This window comes from Pseudomonas sp. UBA6276 (assembly GCF_002438365.1).
In the GTDB taxonomy this organism is placed as follows: Bacteria; Pseudomonadota; Gammaproteobacteria; order Pseudomonadales; family Pseudomonadaceae; genus Aquipseudomonas; species Aquipseudomonas coleopterorum.
The window spans coordinates 1-18,971 of the sequence record NZ_DJUS01000042.1 but is presented as its reverse complement, the minus strand read 5'-3'; the positions used below and the strand labels follow the sequence as shown (position 1 = coordinate 18,971).

General features: G+C 61.0%; 21 protein-coding genes. 14 read left to right on the top strand and 7 right to left on the bottom strand.

Translation table 11 applies throughout. The features are described 5' to 3' along the window. The first annotated feature begins 324 nt into the window (after positions 1-324). The gene (rhtA, locus tag B2V21_RS04750) at positions 325-1,206 is read left to right on the top strand and encodes a threonine/homoserine exporter RhtA (RefSeq protein ID WP_286916166.1); all 882 of its coding nucleotides are present in this window, start codon (positions 325-327) and stop codon (positions 1,204-1,206) included. 9 nt (positions 1,207-1,215) lie between these two features. Here rhtA and B2V21_RS04745 read toward each other — a convergent pair whose 3' ends face one another. Together B2V21_RS04745 and B2V21_RS04740 are read right to left on the bottom strand one after the other, a co-directional pair. After that, positions 1,216-3,024: an aminopeptidase P family protein gene (locus B2V21_RS04745; protein WP_049858716.1), complete on the bottom strand. Its 1,809-nt coding sequence runs from the start codon at positions 3,022-3,024 to the stop codon at positions 1,216-1,218. 140 nt (positions 3,025-3,164) lie between these two features. After that, a complete protein-coding gene (locus B2V21_RS04740) occupies positions 3,165-3,728 on the bottom strand; it encodes an XRE family transcriptional regulator (protein WP_049858717.1) in 564 nt (187 codons plus the stop codon). Positions 3,729-3,918: 190 nt separating this feature from the next. Here B2V21_RS04740 and B2V21_RS04735 point away from each other — a divergent pair, with 190 nt between their 5' ends. Genes B2V21_RS04735 through B2V21_RS04710 form a run of 6 tightly spaced genes read left to right on the top strand, consistent with a single transcriptional unit; the run spans position 3,919 to position 9,982 of the window. Continuing rightward, entirely contained in the window at positions 3,919-6,837 is a 2,919-nt protein-coding gene (locus B2V21_RS04735) for a monovalent cation/H+ antiporter subunit A (protein ID WP_286916165.1), read from the top strand. Beyond that, the gene (locus B2V21_RS04730; RefSeq protein ID WP_043186251.1) at positions 6,837-7,181 is read left to right on the top strand and encodes a Na+/H+ antiporter subunit C; all 345 of its coding nucleotides are present in this window, start codon (positions 6,837-6,839) and stop codon (positions 7,179-7,181) included. Before B2V21_RS04735 ends, B2V21_RS04730 begins: the two co-directional genes overlap by 1 nt. After that, positions 7,178-8,857 carry a monovalent cation/H+ antiporter subunit D gene (locus B2V21_RS04725; RefSeq protein ID WP_282348492.1) on the top strand — a complete coding sequence of 560 codons (1,680 nt, stop codon included), beginning with the start codon at positions 7,178-7,180 and terminating at the stop codon, positions 8,855-8,857. Before B2V21_RS04730 ends, B2V21_RS04725 begins: the two co-directional genes overlap by 4 nt. After that, positions 8,854-9,342 carry a Na+/H+ antiporter subunit E gene (locus tag B2V21_RS04720; RefSeq protein WP_286916164.1) on the top strand — a complete coding sequence of 163 codons (489 nt, stop codon included), beginning with the start codon at positions 8,854-8,856 and terminating at the stop codon, positions 9,340-9,342. The genes B2V21_RS04725 and B2V21_RS04720 overlap by 4 nt, the downstream gene beginning before the upstream one ends. Continuing rightward, positions 9,339-9,617 carry a K+/H+ antiporter subunit F gene (locus tag B2V21_RS04715; RefSeq protein WP_049858721.1) on the top strand — a complete coding sequence of 93 codons (279 nt, stop codon included), beginning with the start codon at positions 9,339-9,341 and terminating at the stop codon, positions 9,615-9,617. The genes B2V21_RS04720 and B2V21_RS04715 overlap by 4 nt, the downstream gene beginning before the upstream one ends. After that, positions 9,614-9,982: a Na+/H+ antiporter subunit G gene (locus B2V21_RS04710; RefSeq protein ID WP_286916163.1), complete on the top strand. Its 369-nt coding sequence runs from the start codon at positions 9,614-9,616 to the stop codon at positions 9,980-9,982. Before B2V21_RS04715 ends, B2V21_RS04710 begins: the two co-directional genes overlap by 4 nt. 1 nt (position 9,983) lies before the next feature. Here B2V21_RS04710 and B2V21_RS04705 read toward each other — a convergent pair whose 3' ends face one another. Together B2V21_RS04705 and B2V21_RS04700 are read right to left on the bottom strand one after the other, a co-directional pair. Beyond that, positions 9,984-11,000, bottom strand: a complete 1,017-nt coding sequence (locus B2V21_RS04705) for an ABC transporter substrate-binding protein (protein ID WP_192069217.1) — start codon at positions 10,998-11,000, stop codon at positions 9,984-9,986. Between the two features lie 69 nt (positions 11,001-11,069). Then, positions 11,070-11,537, bottom strand: a complete 468-nt coding sequence (locus tag B2V21_RS04700) for a hypothetical protein (protein WP_286916162.1) — start codon at positions 11,535-11,537, stop codon at positions 11,070-11,072. A 507-nt stretch (positions 11,538-12,044) separates the two neighbouring features. Between B2V21_RS04700 and B2V21_RS04695 the strand changes: the two genes are divergently transcribed. Then, on the top strand, positions 12,045-12,281 hold the full coding sequence (locus B2V21_RS04695) for a DUF2789 domain-containing protein (RefSeq protein ID WP_049858725.1): 237 nt from the start codon (positions 12,045-12,047) through the stop codon (positions 12,279-12,281). Between the two features lie 21 nt (positions 12,282-12,302). Here B2V21_RS04695 and B2V21_RS04690 read toward each other — a convergent pair whose 3' ends face one another. After that, positions 12,303-12,707, bottom strand: a complete 405-nt coding sequence (locus B2V21_RS04690; protein ID WP_049858726.1) for a TraR/DksA family transcriptional regulator — start codon at positions 12,705-12,707, stop codon at positions 12,303-12,305. A 274-nt stretch (positions 12,708-12,981) separates the two neighbouring features. On the opposite strand from B2V21_RS04690, the gene B2V21_RS04685 reads away from it, so the two are divergent. After that, a complete protein-coding gene (locus tag B2V21_RS04685; RefSeq protein ID WP_286916161.1) occupies positions 12,982-13,626 on the top strand; it encodes a YceH family protein in 645 nt (214 codons plus the stop codon). 8 nt (positions 13,627-13,634) lie between these two features. On the opposite strand, the gene B2V21_RS04680 is transcribed toward B2V21_RS04685, so the two are convergent. Continuing rightward, entirely contained in the window at positions 13,635-14,453 is an 819-nt protein-coding gene (locus B2V21_RS04680; protein WP_286916160.1) for a shikimate 5-dehydrogenase, read from the bottom strand. A gap of 183 nt (positions 14,454-14,636) precedes the next feature. Here B2V21_RS04680 and B2V21_RS04675 point away from each other — a divergent pair, with 183 nt between their 5' ends. From B2V21_RS04675 to pbpG, 3 genes are all read left to right on the top strand, one after another. Beyond that, a complete protein-coding gene (locus B2V21_RS04675; RefSeq protein WP_286916159.1) occupies positions 14,637-15,002 on the top strand; it encodes a hypothetical protein in 366 nt (121 codons plus the stop codon). Positions 15,003-15,115: 113 nt separating this feature from the next. Continuing rightward, positions 15,116-15,295 (top strand): hypothetical protein, encoded by a 180-nt coding sequence (locus tag B2V21_RS04670; protein ID WP_049858967.1) that lies wholly within the window; start codon positions 15,116-15,118, stop codon positions 15,293-15,295. 206 nt (positions 15,296-15,501) lie between these two features. Beyond that, entirely contained in the window at positions 15,502-16,422 is a 921-nt protein-coding gene (gene pbpG / locus B2V21_RS04665) for a D-alanyl-D-alanine endopeptidase (RefSeq protein ID WP_049858730.1), read from the top strand. Between the two features lie 110 nt (positions 16,423-16,532). Here the strand turns inward: pbpG and B2V21_RS04660 are convergent, their stop codons facing one another. Beyond that, positions 16,533-16,982 (bottom strand): FlxA-like family protein, encoded by a 450-nt coding sequence (locus tag B2V21_RS04660; protein WP_286916158.1) that lies wholly within the window; start codon positions 16,980-16,982, stop codon positions 16,533-16,535. 218 nt (positions 16,983-17,200) lie between these two features. On the opposite strand from B2V21_RS04660, the gene B2V21_RS04655 reads away from it, so the two are divergent. Together B2V21_RS04655 and B2V21_RS04650 are read left to right on the top strand one after the other, a co-directional pair. Beyond that, positions 17,201-17,884 (top strand): response regulator transcription factor, encoded by a 684-nt coding sequence (locus B2V21_RS04655; RefSeq protein ID WP_049858732.1) that lies wholly within the window; start codon positions 17,201-17,203, stop codon positions 17,882-17,884. After that, on the top strand, positions 17,862-18,971 hold a 1,110-nt coding region (locus tag B2V21_RS04650), incomplete at its 3' end, for a sensor histidine kinase (RefSeq protein ID WP_286916157.1). The genes B2V21_RS04655 and B2V21_RS04650, both read left to right, overlap by 23 nt.

The following is an 18,971-nucleotide window of genomic DNA, read 5'->3' as shown; positions in this document are numbered from 1 at the left end:
ACACTTGACTCGCTTCGATCACTCGTCAGCGGGAGGCGAATTCTACAGCGTTTCAAACCGCTGTCAACTGCCTTTTTCACCGCTTCCGAACTTGAAGATCGAAGCACTTCCTCACCACCTGAACGACTAACTCATTGATTAACAAGGCGTTTATCGTTTCGGCTGCGCCGGAAGTGGGGCGAATTATAGAGAGATTACAGAGCGCGTCAATAGCCCAGGGTGTTGAAAGTTCAATAAATTTAAATGGGCAATATATTGCTCATTTCTTGCAGCTTAGCCATCATACGACCAACGCATACCTAACCTCTGCCAAGTAGCCGCCTCATGACTCCGCCTTCGCTCACCACCAAGCTCTACCCTATCGCGCTTCTTCTAATAGCCATGGCGTCCATCCAGACAGGCGCCTCATTGGCCAAGGGCATGTTTCCGCTGATAGGGGCGCAGGGTACGACTGCCCTGCGCCTTATGTTCGCCAGCGTGTTCATGTTGATCCTGCTGCGCCCGTGGCGAGCCCGATTGACCTGGAAGACATTGCAGACCGTGATGATCTACGGCATCGCCTTGGGCTGCATGAATCTGCTTTTCTATATGTCTCTACGCACGGTTCCTCTAGGGATCGCCGTGGCCCTGGAGTTCACTGGCCCGCTGGCAGTTGCGATTCTGGCTTCGCGCAGGGCAATGGATTTCGTTTGGGTGGCACTTGCGCTCGTGGGGTTACTGCTGCTGATACCGCTCGGCGATGCCCAGGCAGGTCTCGATCCAGTAGGCGTCTGCTATGCGCTGGGCGCAGGTGTGTGCTGGGCCCTCTACATCCTTTATGGCCAAAAGGCGGGCGCCGACAACGGTGTGCAGACCGCAGCGCTGGGCGTGATGATCGCTGCAGTGTTCATTGCTCCTGTCGGCATCGCGCATGCAGGTACCGCCTTGCTCGACCTGGCGTTGATCCCGACGGCCATTGCTGTGGCGATCTTGTCCACGGCTCTGCCCTACAGCCTCGAGATGGTTGCGCTGACACGCTTGCCGGCACGCACCTTTGGCACGCTGATGAGCATGGAGCCAGCCATCGGCGCACTTTCCGGGTTGCTGTTCCTGCATGAAGTGTTAAGCGCCACTCAGTGGCTGGCGATCGGCGCGATCATCATGGCCTCTGTGGGAGCCACGTTGACGATCCGCGCCGAGCATGCTCCTGCCGTCGCCGCCGACTGATTGCACAGGTCAGATCGGCTGGGTGCGTTCGCGCAGCCATTCCAACGGCGCATTGGCAAGCAGCGGCGCCACCCGTCTGGCGACTTCGGCATGGTAGTCGTTGAGCCACTGGCGCTCGACGGTCGACAACTGGGGAATGTCGATGCAGCGGGTATCGATCGGACATAGCGTCAGCGTTTCGAAGTTCAGGAACTGACCGAAGTCGCCCTGCCCGGCTTCGCGTGTGAGGACAAGATTTTCGATACGCACTCCCCAGCGTCCGGGCCGATAGGTCCCTGGCTCGATGGAGGTGATCATCCCCGGCAGCATAGCTGTCTGGGGCGTGGCGGGGGCCTGGTAGGCAATGACCTGCGGCCCCTCGTGAACGTTCATGAAGTAACCCACACCGTGGCCTGTGCCGTGCCCATAGTCGACCTGGTCGGCCCAGATGGGTGCACGCGCAATGGCATCGAGCAAGGGCGAAAGAATCCCTTTTGGAAACGTAGCCCGTGACAGGGCGATCATGCCTTTCAGCACTCGAGTGCAATCCGCTTTCTGATCCGCCGTGGGCGTACCGACCGGGACCATGCGGGTTATGTCGGTAGTGCCGCCCAGGTATTGGCCGCCCGAGTCGATCAACAACAGACCGTTGCCCTCGATGACGGCGTGGGCTTTCTCAGTGGCGCGGTAATGAGGCATGGCACCGTTGGCGTTGAACGCGGCAATGGTCGAAAAGCTGAGGGAGACGAAATTGGGTCGACGCGCGCGTGCGGCCGTGAGCTGCTCGTCGATGGTCAATTCGGTTATGCGCTCGCCTGCCCAGGCAGCCTCCAGCCACGCGAAGAACTCGCACAGTGCCGCACCGTCCTGCTCCATGGCGTGGCGAATATGCTCTGCTTCTTTTGCGGTCTTGCGTGACTTGCTCAAGGTCGTTGGGTTCAGCGCTTCTATCAAGGTAACGCCGGTAGCGAGGTTTTCGATGATGCCGACGGTAACGCGAGCAGGATCGATCAGAAGCTTCTCGCCGGTTGGCACCACAGCCAGGGCGGCGCCGATCTCGGTGTACTCGCGAACGTCAATGCCTTCCTGCGCCAAGCTTTGGATAAGCGTGGAATCTATCCTGGACAGTGTGGTGAACAGGGTTGCCGAGTGCTCGCCGATCAACGCGAAGGCAACGAAGACCGGATTATAGGAAACGTCCGAACCGCGCAGGTCGAACAGCCAGGCAATATCGTCCAGAGTTGCCAGCAGGTGCCACTGAGCGCCCTGGGATCGAGTCTGCTCGCGCAGCGCTCTGAGTTTTTCGGCGCGCTCGCGAGCGGCGTACGGCGGTAGGTGGGCGTAGACAGCTTGCGCAGGCAATGGGGGGCGATCTGGCCAGATCTCTGCGAAGAGGTCGATATCGGTACGCAACGACGCACCTGTGTGTTGCAGCTTTTCTCGCAACTGACGGGCGGCAGCAACGGCCATGACTGCGCCATCGACCGCGACCGTGGTCCCAGCATGCATCTGCGAGCCCAGCCAGTCCAATGGACCCGGCTGCCCAGCCATCAGCTTGACCAGTTGGATGCCGCTTCCGTCGAGTTCGACCTGGGCTTGCTCCCAGTAGCGGCTGTCGGCCCAAAGCCCTGCGAAATCAGCGGTCACGATCAAGGTGCCGACAGAACCCTGGAAACCGGAAAGCCATTGGCGTGCCTGCCAGTGTTCAGGCAGGTATTCGGATAGATGCGGGTCCGCCGAAGGCACCAGCAGGGCGTCGATGCCCTCGCGTTGCATGAGCGCGCGCGTGGCGCGCAGGCGCTCGGGAACGGGGAAAGTGGCAGAAGGTGTCAGGCTCATTCGGGCTCCGGTTCGGATGCTGGATCGTGTGGGCTGCTCTTGTGCAACGATCATGGCGAATGCCGCAGCGCCGGGCAACCTTGAAAAGGAGGTGAGTTCGGAAGCCAGACGGCTGCGGGTCTTTGTTGGCGGAAACGAACTTAGATGACGACGTTGCGTACGAAGCGCACCAACGTTTCACTGTCATTGCGATAGGCATAGGGCTGATTGCTGGGATAGACAAAAAACTCGCCAGCTGCCAACGCATGGGAGCGGCCGTCCAATACGACGGTCAGTCGCCCTTCACAAACGTAGATCTGCTCGCTCCAGCCTTCGGCATCGGGCTCCGATGCATAGGTTTCGCCAGGCTGCAACAGCCACTCCCACAGTTCGACCTCCTTGCTGGCTACTGTACTGGCCAGGAGGACGGCCTTGCTGCCAGGGAATGTGCCGACCCAGGCCAGTTCATTGATCCGGCCAGGGTCGCGATTCTCGCCAGGCTGGATGAGATCGCTGAAAGCGACATCAAGGGCTTCGGCAATACGGTCCAGGGTCGTGAGACTGACGTTGTTGTCACCGGCTTCGATAGCCACCAGCATGCGGCGGCTGACCCCGGAGCACTCTGCCAGGGCGCTCTGCGAAAGCCCGGCGGCCTGGCGCAGGCGACGTACGTTATGACTGACGTGCTGGAGTACCGAGGCTCTGGAACTGGGGTCTTTGACCAAGGGAATCTGCGCTCGCTGGGGGTAGTCCCGCTGATCGACGCGATCAAGGCGGAGCTATCGATGGTAAAAAATTGTCATAAAAAAACAAGTCGTTATGGCATGCCTGTACGATTCTGGCACAGCTTGCGGGTTGGTGATCACCCAGTGACCCCGTATGATCCTTTTCAATATTCCTGCAGATTAGAAGCCTATGTCCTTGATAGTACTATTGCTTCTGCCCTTCGTAGGCAGCTGCGTGGCGGCCATCCTGCCGCACAACGCACGCAACGCAGAATCGCTTCTGGCCGGACTGGTTGCCTTGGTCGGCACGGTACAGGTAGCCATGCTGTACCCGCAAATTGCCAACGGTGGTGTGATCCGCGAGGAATTCCTCTGGCTGCCCAGCCTCGGACTCAACCTGGTGCTGCGCCTGGACGGCTTCGCCTGGCTGTTTTCATTGCTGGTGCTGGGCATCGGTACGCTGGTGGCGCTCTATGCGCGCTATTACATGTCGCCGCAGGACCCAGTCCCTCGCTTCTTCGCATTTTTCCTGGCGTTCATGGGCGCCATGCTGGGTCTGGTAATTTCCGGCAACCTCATCCAGATGGTGTTTTTCTGGGAATTGACCAGCCTGTTCTCCTTTCTCCTGATTGGCTACTGGCACCATCGCGCCGATGCGCGCCGTGGTGCCTACATGGCGCTCATGGTGACCGGCGCCGGTGGTCTGTGCCTGCTCGCTGGCGTGTTGCTGCTGGGGCATATCGTCGGCAGCTACGACCTGGACAAGGTGCTCGTTGCCGGTGACGCCATCCGTGCGCATGGCCTGTATCCCGTCATGCTGACCCTGGTCCTGCTGGGCGCACTGACCAAGAGCGCCCAGTTTCCATTTCATTTCTGGCTGCCTCACGCGATGGCGGCGCCGACGCCGGTTTCGGCGTATCTGCACTCGGCAACCATGGTTAAAGCAGGGGTATTCCTGCTGGCCCGGCTGTGGCCGTCACTGTCCGGCAGCGAACAGTGGTTCTGGATCGTCAGTGGCGCGGGAGCCTGCACGCTGATGCTCGGCGCTTATGCGGCAATGTTTCAGAACGATCTCAAAGGCCTGCTGGCGTATTCGACGATCAGCCACCTGGGCCTGATCACGCTGTTGCTGGGGCTGAACAGCCCGCTGGCAGCCGTGGCCGCGGTTTTTCACATTCTCAACCACGCGACATTCAAGGCGTCGCTGTTCATGGCCGCCGGCATCATCGACCATGAAAGTGGAACACGCGACATACGCCGCCTGAGCGGGCTGTTCCGCCTTATTCCCTACACAGCGACGCTGGCCATGGTTGCCAGCGCGGCCATGGCAGGGGTGCCACTGATGAACGGCTTCCTGTCCAAGGAAATGTTCTTCGCCGAAACGGTTTTCATCAGCTCCACCGCCTGGGTCGAGATCGCCCTGCCGGTAGTCGCGACGCTGGCCGGTATCTTCAGCGTCGCCTATTCACTGCGCTTCACGGTTGATGTGTTCCTGGGTCCCAAAGCCACCGACCTGCCCCACATCCCCCACGAGCCGCCGCGCTGGATGCGTGCGCCCGTGGAGCTGCTGGTGCTGACCTGCCTGGTGGTCGGCATCTTTCCGGCACAGTCGGTGGCGCCGTTCCTGGCGGCCGCGGCGATACCCGTTGTGGGGGGCGAGCTGCCTGAGTACAGCCTGGCCATATGGCATGGCTGGAACGCGCCCATGGTCATGAGCCTGATTGCGATGGGGGCAGGCGTGCTCCTTTATGTGTTGCTGCGCAATCAGTTCCGTCACGGTCGGCTGCGCTATCCACCGGTGATCGAGCGCTTCAACGGCAAGCGGCTGTTCGAGCGCTCGCAGGTGGTCATGATGCGGCTGGCGCGCAGGGTGGAGCGACTGCTTACCACCAGACGCCTGCAGGCCCAACTGTTCATGCTGGTGTTGGTAGCAGTGCTCGCGGGCCTGGCGCCGATGCTTTATAGCGGACTGAGCTGGGGGGATCGACCGAAGATCCCGGGATCGGGCGTCTTCGTGATTCTCTGGTTGATCGCCATTGCCTGCGCATTGGGCGCTGCCTGGCAGGCGAAGTACCACCGGCTGGCAGCCCTGACCATGGTCAGCGTGTGCGGATTGATGACCTGCGTCACGTTCGTCTGGTTCTCCGCACCGGATCTGGCGCTGACTCAGCTGGTGGTCGAGGTGGTGACCACGGTGTTGATATTGCTCGGGCTGCGTTGGTTGCCTCGGCGGATCGAGGATGTCGCACCCTCCAGGGCGACGCTGGACCGTGCCAAATTGCGCCGTCTGCGCGATCTGGTGCTGGCGGTGGTGGTCGGCGGCGGCATGGCGCTGTTGTCCTATTCGATGCTCACCCGCGCCACGCCCAACTTCATTTCCGAGTTCTACCTGAGCCGTGCCCTGCCCCAAGGCGGCGGGACCAACGTGGTCAACGTCATGCTGGTGGACTTCCGCGGCTTCGATACCCTGGGTGAGATTACCGTGCTTGCCGCCGTGGCCCTGACCGTGTTTGCCCTGCTGCGGCGCTTCCGCCCACCCAAGGAAAGCATGCAGCTGCCGGCGCAGCAACGATCGCTGGCACCCGACGTGGTCACCGATCTCATCAACCCGCGCGGTGCGGACGACACTGCGCTGGGTTTCATGATGGTTCCGGCCGTTCTGGTTCGTCTGTTGCTGCCAGTGGCGGTGGTGGTCTCGATGTATCTGTTCATGCGCGGGCACAATCAGCCTGGCGGTGGATTCGTTGCCGGCCTGGTGCTGTCGGTAGCGTTCATCCTGCAATACATGGTGGCGGGTACCCAGTGGGTGGAGGCGCAGATGCGCCTGAGACCGCTGCGCTGGATGGGTACCGGACTGCTTTGTGCCACTGTCACCGGGATCGGCGCCATTGCCTTGGGTTATCCATTCCTCACCACACACACTGCGCATGTTCATTTGCCGGTCCTGGGTGACTTTCATGTCGCCAGTGCCCTGTTCTTCGACATCGGTGTGTTCACCGTGGTGGTGGGATCCACTCTGCTGATGCTCACCGCGCTGGGTCACCAGTCGGTGCGTGCTCACCGTCCCTCGAGCCTGCCCAAAGGCATTGCCCCAAAAGGAGCCGTCTGATGGAAGAAGTGATAGCGATTGCCATCGGCGTACTGGCTGCATCGGGCGTTTGGCTGATCTTGCGTCCACGAACGTTCCAGGTGGTCATGGGCCTCTGCCTGCTGTCTTACGGGGTCAACCTGTTCATCTTCAGCATGGGCAGCCTGTTCATCGGCAAGGAGCCGATCATCAAGGAAGGTGTGCCGCAGGACCTGCTCAATTACACAGACCCCCTGCCCCAGGCACTGGTACTGACTGCCATCGTGATCAGCTTTGCGATGACTGCGCTGTTTCTGGTGGTTCTGTTGGCTTCGCGGGGCCTGACCGGCACTGACCACGTAGACGGCCGGGAGCCCAAGGAATGAGCTGGATGCCCCATCTGATCGCTGCGCCCATCATTCTGCCGCTGTTCACGGCGGCGTTGATGATGCTGCTCGGAGAGAAACACCGTTCGCTGAAAGCGCAGATCAACATCATCTCCAGCCTGCTGGGACTGGCGATTGCCTGTTACCTGATGTGGTGGGTCCAGGACCAAGGCCAGGCCGGTTCGATTGGCGTGTACCTGCCCGGCAACTGGCAGGTGCCATTCGGTATCGTGCTGGTGGTGGACAGGCTTTCGGCGTTGATGCTGGTGCTGACGGGCATCGTCGGCGTCTGCGCCCTGCTGTTCGCCATGGCCCGGTGGGATCGGGCCGGCGCGAGCTTCCACGCCTTGTTCCAGATTCAGTTGATGGGCCTTTACGGCGCATTTCTTACCGCCGATCTGTTCAACCTGTTCGTGTTCTTCGAGGTGCTTCTGGCCGCCTCCTATGGCCTGATGCTGCATGGTTCGGGCAAGGCCCGGGTATCGGCCGGGCTGCATTACATCGCGATCAACCTGCTGGCCTCGTCGTTGTTCCTCATCGGGGCGGCCATGATCTACGGGGTCACGGGAACCCTGAACATGGCTGACCTGGCCCTGAAGATTCCGTTGGTGCCCGAAGCAGATCGCGGCCTGCTGCACGCCGGTGCTGCCATTCTGGCGACAGCCTTCCTGGCCAAGGCGGGCATGTGGCCGTTGAATTTCTGGCTGGTGCCGGCGTACTCGTCCGCCAGCGCCCCGGTTGCGGCCCTGTTCGCGATCATGACCAAGGTGGGCTTCTATACCCTGCTGCGGCTGTGGACCCTGATGTTTTCCGGACAGGCCGGTGCCTCGGCGCATTTCGGCGGTCAGTGGCTGATCTACGGGGGCCTGGCGACCATCGCCGTGGCTGCCATCTGTATTCTTGCGGCGCAGCGACTGGAGCGCATGGCGAGCCTGAGCATCCTGATTTCAGCCGGCATCCTGCTGGCAGCGATCGGTTTCGGGCAGAGCGGGTTGATCGCTGCCGCGCTGTTCTATCTGGTCAGCTCGACATTGGCACTCAGCGCGCTGTTCCTGCTCGCCGAACTCATCGAGCGTTCGCGGTCCGCCAACGAGATTCCCCTGGAGTACGATGCCGACCCGCTGCCAGCTGCAGTCGAGGCATTGCATCCGCCCAAGGGTATCAACCTGGATGACGAGCAGAAGGCCGTGGTAGGCCAGGTGATTCCCTGGACCATGGCCTTCCTGGGGTTGAGTTTCATTGCCTGCGCATTGCTGATCATCGGCATGCCGCCGTTGTCAGGGTTCATCGGCAAACTCAACCTGATCGCCGCGTTGTTCAATCCACAGGGACTCGGGGTGGCCACCGAGCAAACCCCGAGTGCAAGCGCATGGGTCTACCTGGCGTTGCTGATCCTGTCCGGACTGGCGTCGCTGATCGCTCTGGCACGTGTGGGCATGCAGCGCTTCTGGACCCCGCACGAGCGGCCTTCACCGTTGCTGCGGCTCAACGAGTGTGTACCGATCATGGTCCTGCTGGGATTGTGTGTGTTGTTGGCGATGCGCGCAGAACCTCTGCTGCGGTACACGGCCGATACGGCGGCCATGCTCGATGATCCCAAGCAATACGTGATGACCGTGCTGGGCGCCCAGCCGGTTCCCGGTCCGACTACAACAAGCCTTGAGGGTGAACCATGAGTCGCCTGTTCCCTGCTCCGTTGCTGTCGATCGCCCTTGCCATACTGTGGTTGCTGCTCAATGTCTCAATGAGTGCCGGCAACCTTTTGCTCGCCGTGCTGCTGGGGTGGCTGGCGCCGCTGTTGATGTCGCCGCTACGACCTCAGGCCGTGCGTATCCGTCGGCCCATCGTGATACTGCGGCTGCTGCTGCGCGTAGGCGGCGGTGTACTGGTGTCGAACCTGCAGGTGTTCTGGCAGGTGTGGAGCATGGACGCTCGCCCGCCACGTTCGGCGTTCGTGGAGATTCCGTTGCAGTTGCACAATGCCAACGGGCTGGCTGCCTTGGCGGCAGTCGCCACCGTCATTCCAGGCACCGTATGGTCCGAGCTGGCGCTGGATCGCAGCGTTTTGCTGATGCATGTTCTGGATCTGGATGACGAGGCGCAATTCATCGAGGAATTCAAGGACACCTACGAACGCCCGCTGATGGAGATCTTTCAATGAGCGCACTGCTGTCCAACGCCATTGTCGCAAGCTTGTTCATATTCGCCCTGGCAATGTTGCTTACGCTGATCCGGCTGTTCAGAGGACCGTCGGCCCAGGACCGGGTACTGGCTCTGGACTACCTGTACATTCTGGCGATGCTGGTCATGCTGGTGCTGGGCATACGTTACGCCAGTGACACCTATTTCGAAGCGGCCCTGCTGATTGCCCTGTTCGGATTCGTAGGGTCGTTCGCGCTGGCCAAGTTCCTGCTGCGTGGAGAAGTGATCGAATGAATTCACTCCAGGTTTTACCCTTCTGGGTAGAGGTGGCCACGGCCATACTGCTGCTCGCCAGCAGTCTGTTCGCATTCACGGGCGCCTTGGGGTTGCTGCGCTTCAAGGATTACTTCCAGCGCATGCACCCGCCAGCGCTGGCGTCCACGCTGGGCACCTGGTGTGTGGCGCTGGCGTCGATCCTGTACTTCTCCTGGCTCAAGCATGGGCCGGTGGTGCATGCCTGGCTCATCCCCATCCTGCTGTCGATCACCGTGCCGGTGACCACGCTGCTGCTGGCCCGCGCAGCGCTGTTTCGCAAACGCACGGCTGGAGAAGCGGTGCCTGCCGAGGTCAGCAGCCACCGCAGCGACAGCGGTCACTGACTCATTTCAGACTGGCGCTCACCTTGCTGGCCACGTCTTCAGGCAGCCAGGTCTTCCACACTTCAGGATGATCCTTCAGAAACGCCTCGCCAGCCTGGCGAGGCGAAGTGCGGGCTTCGCTCATGTTGGCCAGGGCCTTGTTCAGGGGATCGATAGGAAGGTCGACCTTGGCGAAGAACTCGACCAGTTGCGGATACTCCTGCTGGAATGCCTTGGACACCCCGATCGAAAGCTTCGATGGCAGCGAACGGGTAGGCAGCGGCGCGGGATTGTCAGCATCGGTCAGGGTGGCCCAGGCCTTGGCATCGAAAGGGGGTTCCTCGAGCTGGATCAGCTTGTAGCGGCCCAACAGCGGGGTCGGTGACCAGTAGTAGAAGAGCACGGGTTTGCCGCGACGGATAGAAGAGGCGATCTCGGCGTCCAGTGCGGCGCCTGAACCCGAACGAAAATTGACGTAGTCGTCGGTCAGCTTGTAGGCCTTGAGTTTCTGCGCGTTGACGACTTCAGATGTCCAGCCGATGGGGCTGTTGAGGAAGCGGCCTTTGTCTGGGCTTTCCGGATCCTTGAAAACATCCTTGTAGCGCGGCAGATCGGCGACGCTGCGCAGATCCGGCGCCAGCGGCTTGATACCTTTGGCGGCGTCGCCCTTGATCACATATTCAGGCACGAACCAGCCCTCGGTGGCGCCTTTGACGGTGTCACCCAAGCCAATCACCTTGCCCTCGGCTTCGGCCTTGACCCAGACAGGACTACGGCCGGCCCACTCTTCGGCAATGACCTGGATGTCGTTCTTGGCCAACGCCGTTTCCAGGGTGATGGTCGTGCCAGGCTGGGTATCGGTGGGCAGGCCGTAGCCCTTCTCGACGATATAGCGCAACAGTTCGGTAATGAGGCTGCCACTCTCCCAGTTCAGGTCGGCGAACTGGATGGGCGTGGTTTGCGCGTGGGCCGGAAGTGTTGCGGTCGATAGCCAGAGGCCGGCGCCACAGGCGACAAGCCAGGCACGTAATCCTTTCATGCGGGGTTCCTCGGTAACAGTCGATGACTTGGGTAAGTCACCTTACTGTAGCGCAGGTTCCCCGAAGCATTATTCGCTGGGTTTGAAGGTCAATTCGCCCTTGCGCCATTTGGCTGCCTTGGCGGTCGCCGCTTTCAAGGTCTTGCTCAGGTTTTCCTCGATGCGCTCGTGGGCAGCGAAGACCAGCATCACGGTCTGACCTTCCTTGAACACGATGCCTTCGCCCTGCGCCATGCTGACGAACGCATACTCGCCCAGTCCGTAGACAGTGAGTTTGATATCGCGAAACTTGAGTTCGAACTTGCCACCTTCGCGGCTCGGCAAAACCGCAGCGCGGAAGTGATCGCCTACTTTGAGTTCCAGTCGAGGTTTGTCGTCGACCACCAGCGCGGACTCGGTATCGAGTTCGGCCATGTAGATGCCTTCCGCGCTTTGCTCGGTGACATAGACGAAACGCGACTGAAAGAGTTTGACCAACTTCGCACGCAAGTCGCCGAGCACGAACAGGGCGTGCATATCCAGATTAGTTACTGCCAATGAAGAATCCTCAAATCGAAACACAGACTACCGGACGCTGTTCGCGTGGTAATAACCTGAAGACGCGGGGAGCGCCGAACGGTCGGCAGCACGTGCAATGATTGCCACCGACCTGCTAACGAAAGACTAAAGGATCGAACCTTGATCCGGGATGCGCAGCGTCGACCTGCTGCAGGGAAAATTGCCGAAGACCGCGAAGGAAAAAGGCAAGCCTGGACGTGTATGGCAGAGCGGCGCCGCGGCCTCATGGGGAAGCTGGCGACCAACACGTGCAGGGCAGCGAAGCGCATGACGGTGATCTGGCGCGAATAGTACCGAATCGAACCCCAGCGCGGTCAAGAAGTTTGTTGGATGGACACGTTCAAAACAGGATCGGGACAAAGCTCGATGCCCTGTGCCGTCCATTGCAAACAAACACGGTACTGCGAGCGAACTCTGGCGAAGCCCTCGCCTCAGATACTGAGTAACCTTTCAATCATGGCTGGAAACGGCCGCAGAGGAGTCAACATGGATCTGCCGAACCCAAGCCTTACTGGCCTTTTCGATCAACTGGGCCTGGCCAGCGAAGAGGCTGACATTCAGAAATTCATTGCCGAGCATCAGCTCGACCAAGACACCAAACTGATCGATGCGCCTTTCTGGACTGATCAGCAGCGCAGCTTTCTGAAAGAGGAGCTGCACAGCGATGCGGAGTGGGCACCCATCGTCGATGAACTCAACGTGGCCTTGCATCCGCAGGCGTGAAAAACGCCTGCGGTCTATTGATCACGCTTGACGTTGATGCTTGTCGATCTGCTCGTGGCGCTCTTGCGCCTCGATGCAGTACTTGGTGGTAGGGCTGATCAACAGGCGCTTCAGGCCGATCGGCTCGCCACTGTCGTCACACCAGCCGAAGCTGTCGTCATTGATACGGCCCAGGGCCATTTCCAATTGCGGCAGCAGGCGCTGGTCGCGCTCGATGACATTGACCAACCAATGACGCTCCTCTTCTACAGAGGCAGCGTCGGCAGGATCGGCGGGCGTGTCCAGGCTTTCAATGGCTACACGGCTTTGCTCGATGCGCTGCTGGGTCTCGATCTTCATGGCCTGCAACAGCTCGGTGAAGTAGGCCAGTTGCTCAGCGTTCATGTAGTCATCAGCCGGCATGGCCAGCAACTTTTCCTTTGTCATTGATTTCTCTGCAAACGAATAATGCGCTAGGGCAAAACAGGAAGCCCGCGACGCTGTCAGCGACGCAGGCAGAATTCTTCAAGCACCACACGGCACATGGTCAAGAGGGGCGGCAGTCTAAGGCCGGTTTACATGCGCAGCAACCCTAAATTTGGCAGGGAGCCGAGGGCCTGCTCGCTGGCGCAGGCGCGACCGCGCCACAGGCGGCGGCAGGCAGCCGTCTGGGCGGTTTTTATAGCATACTGGCCGTTACCGATTGCCTGGGGCTTATGCCATGACCGATGTTGAAACAACCGCTTCCGAACCCGTACGGCTCGATGCCGTGGAGATTCGCGTACTGGGCGCACTGATCGAGAAACAGGCCAGCAATCCTGAAACCTACCCATTGACGCTCAATGCGCTGGTGCTGGCGTGCAATCAGAAAACCAGTCGCGAACCGGTGACCCAGTACACTCAGGGGCAGATCGGGCAGAGCCTGCGCGCGCTCGAAGGTCGGCAGATGACTCGTCTGGTGATGGGCAGCCGCGCCGATCGCTGGGAGCATCGGTTGGACAAAGCCCTGGAGCTGGTGCCCGCTCAGGTCATTCTGATGGGGCTGATGTTCCTGCGCGGACCACAGACCGTTGGCGAGCTGCTGACGCGCAGTGCCCGCCTCCACGATTTCGAGGACGCCGAGCAAATCGTGCATCAGCTGGAGCGTCTCGCAAGCCGCGGCTTCGCGGTACATGTGCCACGCCAGGCGGGGCAGCGCGAGGATCGCTACAGCCATGCCCTGGGTGATCCTGCGGCCATCGACGCCATCTTGAGCGCCCGGGGCGTGCCGCCCGAACGCAACGGCTCAAAACCCGACGATACCCGCCTGGACGAGCTGGAAGCACGTATCGCTGCGCTTGAAGAGCGCCTGTCGCGGCTGGAATGACAGCTGCGTCAGCCGCGGGCGTACTCGGTGGCCAGGCGTAACTGCTCGGCGCTAGGGCGTACGCCGGTGTAGAGCACGAACTGCTCCAGCGCCTGAATGGCGATGACCTCCAGGCCGGTGATCACCGGCTTTCCGAGTTTTTGGGCAGCTTTGATCAGAGGGGTTTGCCACGGCAGGGCGACGACGTCGAACACCTGTTGCGCCGCTTCGATGGCCGCCATATCAAATGACAATTCCTCTGCCTGGTTGCTGCCGGTCATGCCAACCGGCGTGACGTTGACCAATAGCTGCGGGCGCGAGTCGCCCAACTCGGCCTGCCAGGGATAACCGCACGTATCGGCCAGCGCGCGGCCGGTTTCGTAGTTGCGCGCAATGATCAGGCCATTGCGCAGACCGGCGTCGCGAAACGCCGACGCTACGGCCTTGGCCATGCCGCCGCTGCCGCGCAGGGCGAAGGTGGTGTCGGGGTCGACGGCGTGCGCATCCAGCAATTGGCGGATGGCCATATAGTCGGTGTTGTAGGCCTTCAGATAACCGTTGTCGTTGACGATGGTATTGATCGATTCGATGGCCGACGCCGATGCATCGAGTTCGTCGACCAAGGGTATGCAGGCTTCCTTGAACGGCATCGACACGCCGCAGCCACGGATGCCCAAGGCGCGGATGCCGCCAATGGCTGCCGGCAGATCGCCTGTGGTCATGGCCTTGTAATAATAGTTGAGACCCATCTGCTCATACAGATGGTTGTGAAAGCGTACACCGAACGTTCCGGGACGCGCGGCGAGCGACATGCACAGGATGGTGTCGCGGTTGGGAGCAATGGACATTCTTGGCCTCCTGGCGGCGTGTGACATTAGGAAAGCAGGCAGAGGACACGCTGCCCTTACACAAAATTTACCCATCGACAGGGACGCTTTTGACCGTTTTTTTGTCATAGTCATGTCCCCGGCGAAATGATTTGACCCTATCGCAGGTTCGAACGCCAGGGCGCGAAACACGAGGAATCTATCATGATGCGTCAACTTCCCAAGATGGCTCTGCTGGTAGGGGCGCTGGCGATGGCCGGTCAGGCCTCGGCGCACGGCGGTGGCTGGCACGGTGCCGGGCCGGGTATATTGGGTGCTGTGCTGGGCGCAGCCGTGGTCGGTGCGGTGGTCACCTCCAATACACCGCAGCGGGTCTATGTGGAGCAGCCGCCGGTGTATGTGCAGAGCCCGCCACCGGTGTACGTGCAACAACCTGCCTATGTGCAGCAGCCGGTTTATGTGCAGTCGCCGGATGTGTATGTGCAGCCTTATCCTGTGTACGCAGCCCCGCCTCCACCGCGTGGCTACTATGGGCCGCCACCGGTGTACTACGGTCCACCACGCTGGTGAGTCGCCACGGCAGGGCGTGATAGGAATTGTCGATGGTGACTATCGAGCAAGGTGATTTCTATGGGCAGCGGCGAACTCGTAAGGTGGCTGGCAGGAACCACCGGAGGTGTCTCATGCCTGTATTAAGAATCATGTCGGTAGTCGGCAGCGCGGTCCCGGAAAAGTTGCGTGATCTGGGCCTTTTGGCGTGCTGGTACGTGGTGCGCGACGGCGAGCCTGTAAGTGGGCCCCTGCCCTCCCTGCCCCACGCCAAACAAGCCTTTGCCACGCTCAATGCAGCGCAGCCCCACTAGCCAGCGCACTGGATGGAATGGATCAAGCCCCGCTCTGCGGGGCTTTTTCATGGTGTTCGCGCTGGATGAGCTTTTCTTCACGCACCAGGCCTTGCCGGGCGCGACAATCGACAGGCGCTTTGCCATACTCGCGCCACGTGACAATCGTCACTTCGACTCCGCTCCACCCCAGGCCCGATCTACCTCTATTTCAGTGAGCGCTCCGCGTGAAGACCCCGCTATCTCTTTTCAGCCTGTTGCTGGCTTTGACCACTTTCGTCGCCACCCCAAACCTTGAAGCGGCGGAAAAAGCCGCCGTGCCCCGGGATCCCTCGCAGTTGCACCTGGCTTCGGGTAGCGCTCTGCTGATCGATCTGCAGACCAACAAAGTGGTCTACGAGAACAACGCCGACCATGTGGTGCCTATCGCATCGGTGACCAAGTTGATGACCGGCATGGTCGTGCTGGACGCCAAGCAGTCGATGAGCGAAGTGATCTCGGTCGACATCACTCACAACAAGGAAATGAAGGGTGTGTTTTCCCGGGTCAAGCTCGGTAGCGAGCTGAACCGCCGGGACATGCTGCTGATCACCCTGATGTCTTCGGAGAACCGTGCAGCGTCGAGTCTCGCCCATCATTACCCCGGCGGCTACGGTGCTTTCATTGCGGCAATGAACGCCAAGGCTCGCGCACTGGGCATGACCCATACCCGCTATGTGGAGCCGACCGGCTTGTCGACCAGCAACGTGTCCACCGCACGTGATCTGGCCAAGTTGCTGATCGCGGCGCAGCAGTACCCGTTGCTCAGCGAGCTGAGCACCACGCGGGAAAAGACCGTGGCGTTCAAGAAGCCCAGCTACACCCTGGGGTTCCACAATACCGATCACCTGATCAACAAGGATGACTGGGACATCAAGATCACCAAGACCGGTTTCACCAATATGGCCGGGCACTGCCTGGTGCTGGTGACGCGCATGGGTGGCCGACCTGTGGCGATGGTGATCCTCGATGCGTTCGGCAAGTACACCCACTTTGCCGATGCCAGCCGTCTGCGCAAGTGGGTGGAAACCGGCAAGAGCAGCGCGCCGCCGGCCGTGGCGATGGACTACAAGGCGCAGAAAAAGCAGATGCGCCAGGCTGCCGACTGACCGCGTCCTTCAGGCACGGCGGGCGGCCCGCTTGCGGGCGTACATAGCACCATCGGCATCGGCAAGCAGACGCTTGACGGTGTCGTGGTGGGCCGGGAGCTGACAGCGCCTCAGGCGGTGGTACTGACCATGGAGCCGGCGGTACTGCTGCCTGATTCCTGCATGACCTGAAGCAATGCGGCGGTGGCGGTTTGCAGCCCTGCGGACGTGGCAACGACCTGTGCCTGGATGGCGGCCACTGCGGCGGCCTTGCTTTCTTCGCTTTGCTGGCTGGCCTGGATTCGGGCCATCTCCTGTTGTTGCTCCTTTAACTGCTTCTGCAGCTCGGCAATCTGCTTCTGCAGTTGCTCGATCGTGTCCGAATTACTACTGCTACTGCTGCTCTCACTGGCACCCGCCCCGCCTGCGCCACCGACCGGCGCGTTCGTTGGCGTTGCAGAAGGCGCGGCAGCGGCCTGCGTTGCATCACTTTCTGCAGTGGCGACGGGGGCGGCGGCCGTTGGGGTTACCGCTAGGGTGCGAATGCTCAAGTTGCTGGCGATGGTACTCAAGGTGCTCATGGCGATCGTGTCCCGATAGGCTGTGACCGTTACATCGGCGCCGATCGGCCAGGCTTTAGGATGAGCCTGTGATTCGTCGGCCAATCGCGCGTGCAGCGCGACTGGGCTCACGCCGATGGGGTCAGGTGGCGCAAGATGAAAAAAACTTCAACGAGCCCTGGGCCGATTGTTGTCACAATGCTGCCATCCTCAGCAAAAATCATCGGGTAGAGACCAACATGACTCGCGTACTGACCATCGAAGACGATGCCGTGACCGCCAGGGAAATCGTGGCGGAACTGAGCAGCCACGGCCTGCAGGTCGACTGGGTGGACAACGGCCGCGAAGGGCTGGTCAAAGCGGTGAGCGGCAACTATGACGTGATCACCCTGGACCGGATGCTGCCAGAGCTCGACGGACTGGCCATCGTGACCACCCTGCGCACCATCGGTGTGAGCACGCCGATCCTGATGATCAGCGCGCTGTCGGATGTCGACGAGCGAGTGCGCGGTCTGCGTGCCGGTGGTGACGATTACCTGACCAAGCCGTTCGCCTCGGACGAGATGGCCGCCCGAGTCGAGGTGCTGCTGCGTCGCAACAACGCCGTGGCCGCCGCCGACAACACGCTGCGCGTGGCCGACCTGACGCTGGATCTGATGACCCGCGAGGCGTGCCGTGGCGAACAGGCGTTGAACCTGCTGCCCACCGAGTACAAGTTGCTGGAATTCCTCATGCGCAATGCCGGCCAGATCCTCACGCGCATGATGATTTTCGAGGAAGTCTGGGGCTATCACTTCGACCCAGGCACCAACCTGATCGACGTGCACATCGGCCGCTTGCGCAAGAAGATCGACCCACCGGGCACCGCACCGTTGATCAAGACCGTGCGAGGCTCCGGCTATGTCATTGCCGAACCTGTCTAAAGGCTGGCGCTCGTCCAGCAGTCGGCTGCTGGCGCTCTACAGCTTTCTGTTCGTGGCCTGGAGCAGCTTGCTCATGGGCGTGCTGTACTTCGAAGTCTCGGCCTATCTGGCCGACCTGGCGCGGCACTCGCTGATGCAGCGTCAACACCTGTTCTCGCGCTTTCACGGCGAAGCATTGAACGAGGCGCTGGCCGCCAGCGAAGCGTTCGACGACCGTACCTTCGACGCCTATGGTCTGTTCGATCTGCAATTGCGGCCGTTGTCCGGCCAGTTGTTGCAGGTGCCGCGAGGTCTGCCACTGGACGGGCGCATCCATGACCTGAACAGTTGCGTGGACAGCGACAATCCGCAAATGCCGCAGAACAGCTGCGACGCGGTGGCGATGCGCACCCTGGATGGCCGCTGGCTGGTGCTGGTACGCGACAACGGCTCGTTGTTCGCGGTCACTCACATCATTCTGCGGGCGCTGCTGTGGGGCATTTCCCTGACGATCATTCCCGGCATTGCCGGCTGGCACCTGTTACGGCGCAGGCCGTTGCGGCGCATCCGCGCCATCGAAGCGAGCGCCGATGCAATCGTGGCCGGTGATCTGACTACCCGCCTGCCGCTGTCGGACCGGCGCGACGAACTGGACATGCTGGCGGCCATCGTCAACGCGATGCTCGAACGTATCGAGCAGCTGATGATCGAGGTCAAGGGTGTCTGCGACAACATTGCCCATGACTTGCGCACGCCCCTGACCCGCCTGCGCGCGCAGCTCTACCGTATCCAGCAGGAGGCGCCGGCGGATTCGCGCCAGGCGTTGCAACTGGACGAGGTGATCGCCGAAACCGACACGCTGATGGCGCGATTCCGTGGCTTGTTGCGTATCTCCGAAATCGAGGACCACCGCCGACGTTCGGGCTTCATTTCCTTCGACCCGCAACCCCTGCTGCACGAGCTGCACGACTTCTATCTGCCCCTGGCCGAAGACGAGGGCATCAATCTACGTCTGGACGTGCCGGACACGCTGCCAATGCTGCATGGTGACCGCGCGCTGCTGTTCGAGGCCGTGGGCAACCTGCTCAGCAACGCCATCAAGTTCACC

Coding starts and splice junctions, on each gene's coding strand:
- B2V21_RS04720 (WP_286916164.1), top strand. CDS start 8,854: ATGAGTCGCCTGTTCCCTGCTCCGTTGCTGTCGATCGCCCTTGCCATA.
- B2V21_RS04655 (WP_049858732.1), top strand. CDS start 17,201: ATGACTCGCGTACTGACCATCGAAGACGATGCCGTGACCGCCAGGGAA.
- B2V21_RS04730 (WP_043186251.1), top strand. CDS start 6,837: ATGGAAGAAGTGATAGCGATTGCCATCGGCGTACTGGCTGCATCGGGC.
- B2V21_RS04680 (WP_286916160.1), bottom strand. CDS start 14,453: ATGTCCATTGCTCCCAACCGCGACACCATCCTGTGCATGTCGCTCGCC.
- rhtA (WP_286916166.1), top strand. CDS start 325: ATGACTCCGCCTTCGCTCACCACCAAGCTCTACCCTATCGCGCTTCTT.
- B2V21_RS04710 (WP_286916163.1), top strand. CDS start 9,614: ATGAATTCACTCCAGGTTTTACCCTTCTGGGTAGAGGTGGCCACGGCC.
- B2V21_RS04705 (WP_192069217.1), bottom strand. CDS start 11,000: ATGAAAGGATTACGTGCCTGGCTTGTCGCCTGTGGCGCCGGCCTCTGG.
- B2V21_RS04675 (WP_286916159.1), top strand. CDS start 14,637: ATGATGCGTCAACTTCCCAAGATGGCTCTGCTGGTAGGGGCGCTGGCG.
- B2V21_RS04695 (WP_049858725.1), top strand. CDS start 12,045: ATGGATCTGCCGAACCCAAGCCTTACTGGCCTTTTCGATCAACTGGGC.
- B2V21_RS04745 (WP_049858716.1), bottom strand. CDS start 3,024: ATGAGCCTGACACCTTCTGCCACTTTCCCCGTTCCCGAGCGCCTGCGC.
- B2V21_RS04690 (WP_049858726.1), bottom strand. CDS start 12,707: ATGACAAAGGAAAAGTTGCTGGCCATGCCGGCTGATGACTACATGAAC.
- B2V21_RS04685 (WP_286916161.1), top strand. CDS start 12,982: ATGACCGATGTTGAAACAACCGCTTCCGAACCCGTACGGCTCGATGCC.
- B2V21_RS04735 (WP_286916165.1), top strand. CDS start 3,919: ATGTCCTTGATAGTACTATTGCTTCTGCCCTTCGTAGGCAGCTGCGTG.
- B2V21_RS04715 (WP_049858721.1), top strand. CDS start 9,339: ATGAGCGCACTGCTGTCCAACGCCATTGTCGCAAGCTTGTTCATATTC.
- B2V21_RS04660 (WP_286916158.1), bottom strand. CDS start 16,982: ATGAGCACCTTGAGTACCATCGCCAGCAACTTGAGCATTCGCACCCTA.
- B2V21_RS04670 (WP_049858967.1), top strand. CDS start 15,116: ATGCCTGTATTAAGAATCATGTCGGTAGTCGGCAGCGCGGTCCCGGAA.
- B2V21_RS04725 (WP_282348492.1), top strand. CDS start 7,178: ATGAGCTGGATGCCCCATCTGATCGCTGCGCCCATCATTCTGCCGCTG.